4 protein-coding genes are annotated in these 3,178 nt (G+C 59.0%); all 4 read left to right on the top strand.

Features of this window, described 5'->3' with window-relative positions; all coding sequences use genetic code 11:
* Positions 1-93: 93 nt before the first annotated feature.
* The 4 genes from ACMLHG_RS16310 (at position 94) to ACMLHG_RS16295 (ending at position 3,149) form a co-directional block, all read left to right on the top strand.
* A complete protein-coding gene (locus ACMLHG_RS16310) occupies positions 94-816 on the top strand; it encodes an RNA polymerase sigma factor (RefSeq protein WP_417171166.1) in 723 nt (240 codons plus the stop codon).
* Positions 810-2,306, top strand: coding sequence for a protein kinase domain-containing protein (locus tag ACMLHG_RS16305; RefSeq protein ID WP_417171165.1), 1,497 nt, complete (start codon positions 810-812; stop codon positions 2,304-2,306). Before ACMLHG_RS16310 ends, ACMLHG_RS16305 begins: the two co-directional genes overlap by 7 nt.
* Before the next feature lie 88 nt (positions 2,307-2,394).
* The gene (locus tag ACMLHG_RS16300; RefSeq protein WP_417171164.1) at positions 2,395-2,760 is read left to right on the top strand and encodes a hypothetical protein; all 366 of its coding nucleotides are present in this window, start codon (positions 2,395-2,397) and stop codon (positions 2,758-2,760) included.
* Complete coding sequence (locus ACMLHG_RS16295) at positions 2,757-3,149, top strand: hypothetical protein (protein WP_417171163.1); 393 nt, start codon at positions 2,757-2,759, stop codon at positions 3,147-3,149. The genes ACMLHG_RS16300 and ACMLHG_RS16295 overlap by 4 nt, the downstream gene beginning before the upstream one ends.
* Positions 3,150-3,178: the final 29 nt, after the last annotated feature.

Below are 3,178 nucleotides of genomic sequence, written 5' to 3'. Positions count from 1 at the left end.
ATAATAAAAATTCGCTTTTTTTTACGAATATGAGATTGATTATCTCTTTTTCTGCGGTATTTTTCAGCAGTGTCATTTATTTGTCAGGGGGGGATGATGAATTCATATGACAGTTTGCGCGCGCCCGGGGCGGAGTCGGGCTGGCAAACCTGGGTCGACCTGACCGCCAGAATGCGGGAAGATACCCTGGCTCCGGCAGATTGGGAGCATTTTTATCCCAAATACCGGTCTCTCATCATCATGTACGGGCGAAAGCAGAAGTTGACCCGGGATCAGATCCGGGAGCTGATCGACCTGGTGTATGATACGATCCGGGCGAAGGATAAAATCCGCACCTATGACCGGTCTCAGGGGCGTTTCCGCGACTACCTCGGCGGAATTATCTCCAACTGCATCCGCGACATCCGGAGGCGTGCCCAGACGCAGAAACGCAACTTCATCGTCTCCATGGAGGAGCCCCCGGAACCGCCGGCATCCGCATCCGGCAGCGAAGAGTGGCGGGAGCTCTGGCAGAAATATCTGCTCAGTCTGGCACTGGAAAAGTTGAAACATCAGCTCAGCGACAAACAGTTCCAGATGTTTCAGCTCTGCAGACTGCAGGGGCGTTCCGCCGTATTCGTCGCCGATTTCTTTCAGGAGAGCACGGTCAATGTCTACGCTGTCTGCAGCCGGGGCACCAGGGCGTTGCGGCGGCTGGTGGAAGAGTTCCAGGAGGAGCTCTCTCCGGAGGAAATTCCCGATGAGGTTCTGCTGCGGACCGCGTATGACGGGCTGAAGGCATTCCGCTCGGCGGAACGGGAGGACGCCACATGTTGAAGAGAATGGAAGAGTTTCACGGATTCACGATTCTGCAGTTTTGCGGGCGCGGCGGTTTCGGAGAGGTCTATCTCGTGCAGGACATCACCGGGCGGAAACTCGCATTGAAAGTCATCTCCCGGCAGCGCAATCCCGAAAATTTTGAACAGGAGTTCTCCGGTCTTTGCAACTACCGCAGAGTGATTGAAAATCACCCGCATCTGCTGCAGATTTTCCACGTCGCGCAGGATGATTCCTGCCTCTACTATTCGATGGAGGCGGCGGATTCGCTGGAGGCGGACTCGTATCGCCCCTTCACCCTCCAGAACCGGATTGCCGACGGCGGTTATCTCTCCGTCGCCGATACCGACCGTCTGGCTCGCGGAATCCGCGAGGCGTTGGAGGTGCTCCACGCGCACGGCATGGCGCACCGGGATGTGAAACCGGGCAATATTCTCTACGTCAACGGCGTGCCGAAGCTGGGCGACATCGGGCTGGTGAGTTCGCACGACGCGGTTGCCGGGCGGGTCGGCACTCCCGGGTTTCTGCCGCCCGGTCTGCGCTCCCGTTTTCTGGAGGGGAGTCTGACGCTGGAGGAGAGCCAGTACTGCGACTTCTACGCGCTGGGCAAGGTGATCTACTGTGCGTTCACCGGTCTGCCGCCGGACGCGTATCCGGAACTGCCCAGCTCCCTGCCGCTGGAGGAGGATCAGGCGGAGTACGCCCGGTTGAACCGTCTGGTGCGGGAGTATTGCCGCTACATGCCGCCGCCCCCGGACAATCGCTGGAGCGGCGCGGTGAGAAATTTTATCGATGAGATCCGGCGGCTGGCGGCGTGGATCGGTTTTCGCCGCCGGTTTTCCCGGGCGGCAGGCCTCCGGGAAGACTGCCGTTTGAACCATCTGCTCGACGAGTCCTGCCGGTTTCTGAAACTTTTTCTGGTCGTCGCCGTCGCGACCTCTGCATTCTGGATTGCGGAATATTCCGACCACGAGAACGAACTGTATCGGCAGCAGGCTCTGGATGCTGTCGCGGAGTACAATCAGCTGCGGAAACAGTTCCAGCATTTTTCCGCCAGTACGCGGCATCAGGTGGAATTGCTGTCGGAGAACGCCCGGGAGCTGTTGCGGGAGCAGGAGCGCTGCCGGCTGATCGTTGACAATCCGGCTTTGACGCGGGAACAGCGTCTGCCGTATCTGCGGCGTCTGCGGGGGTATTCCGCCGCCCGTACCAAATGGAGAGCGGTCAATGCCGCGGAATCGTCGGCGGAAGCGTCCGGAGTTTTCGCTCAGGAATTACCGAGAACGAGGCGCGTCTATCGATGGTATCCCTCCTCGTACGCGCCACTGGCCAACCACCTTCGGGAGGAGGATTTCCGCGGAGCGCGCAGCTGGGAGGCGCCGTTCTATTTCCCGGACAGCATGAGATACAGCAACTTGCACGGGCTGATTATCACCGGTGCGATTCCGTTCCTGAGCCCCCCCTGCAATCCGGCTGCCGAACTCGTTTGAACTGATTCTCGGCTGGCTCAGTTTCCCGGCGCCGGGGACGGTGCTTACGCTGTCATTCTGGAATTTTGATCTGCAGAAGGGGATGCCCATGGCGAATCGTTTCTGGGAGGTGACGCTGCGCTGTCGCCGGGATCCGGAGAGCGACCGGAGCAGCCTGGGGGTGGAGGAGCTGCGGGTCAACACCAACACGCTGGCCGAAGTCGGGGTGGGGCGGAAGGTCTGGCGGGAGATCCCCTGCGCCGTCGAAGAGGCTTCGGAGGGGAGTGTTTTGCGTATCGGGCTGGTGAACAACAAGCTGAATATCTTTCTGGACCAGCGGAAGCTGGGCGAATGCGAATTGGGGCAGGAGTTCGCCGAGGTGCCGGACTGGCGCTTCGGATTTTCGATCTACGGGGAGGACATGCCGGTCTTTGTGCTTGACCGCATGGATATCTATGGAGTTTCGCCGCTATGAGTCTGCCGGATGAGGAGCTTCGCGAACCGGTTTCGCACATTCTGCCGCTGCTGGTGAGTGCCGGACTCTGCCTGGCTGCCGGTCGAAAACCGGATATGGATGAGATTGTTTTCGCGCTGGAAATCGGCGGAATCGTCGGCATTGTGCTGTCTGAGTGGACTTTGTTCATGCACCGGCAGGTGCGATGCACGGTGTTGAAGTCGACGCTTTCGTTTCTGATTCTGCTGCTGGCCTGCAAGTGCCTGGGCGAGGCGCTGGCCGCCGGAGAGTTTACGTTTCCGGTGTTCTGGAAAGGGCTCATTCTGCTGGGAATCTGGAACCGCTACTGCTGGTACATCCCGTGGGTAATCCGGAAGCGGGTGGGAATGAGAACGGCCTCCTCCCGGTAGAATGGAAGTTTCGAAAAAAAATGAAATTT

It is taken from the genome of Victivallis sp. (assembly GCF_048170485.1).
Taxonomy (GTDB): Bacteria; Verrucomicrobiota; Lentisphaeria; order Victivallales; family Victivallaceae; genus Victivallis.
This window is presented reverse-complemented; position numbering and strand designations above follow the sequence as displayed.

Excerpts from the sequence above, each read along its gene's own strand:
- ACMLHG_RS16295 (WP_417171163.1), top strand. The coding sequence starts at position 2,757 with ATGAGTCTGCCGGATGAGGAGCTTCGCGAACCGGTTTCGCACATTCTG.
- ACMLHG_RS16300 (WP_417171164.1), top strand. The coding sequence starts at position 2,395 with ATGGCGAATCGTTTCTGGGAGGTGACGCTGCGCTGTCGCCGGGATCCG.
- ACMLHG_RS16305 (WP_417171165.1), top strand. The coding sequence starts at position 810 with ATGTTGAAGAGAATGGAAGAGTTTCACGGATTCACGATTCTGCAGTTT.
- ACMLHG_RS16310 (WP_417171166.1), top strand. The coding sequence starts at position 94 with ATGATGAATTCATATGACAGTTTGCGCGCGCCCGGGGCGGAGTCGGGC.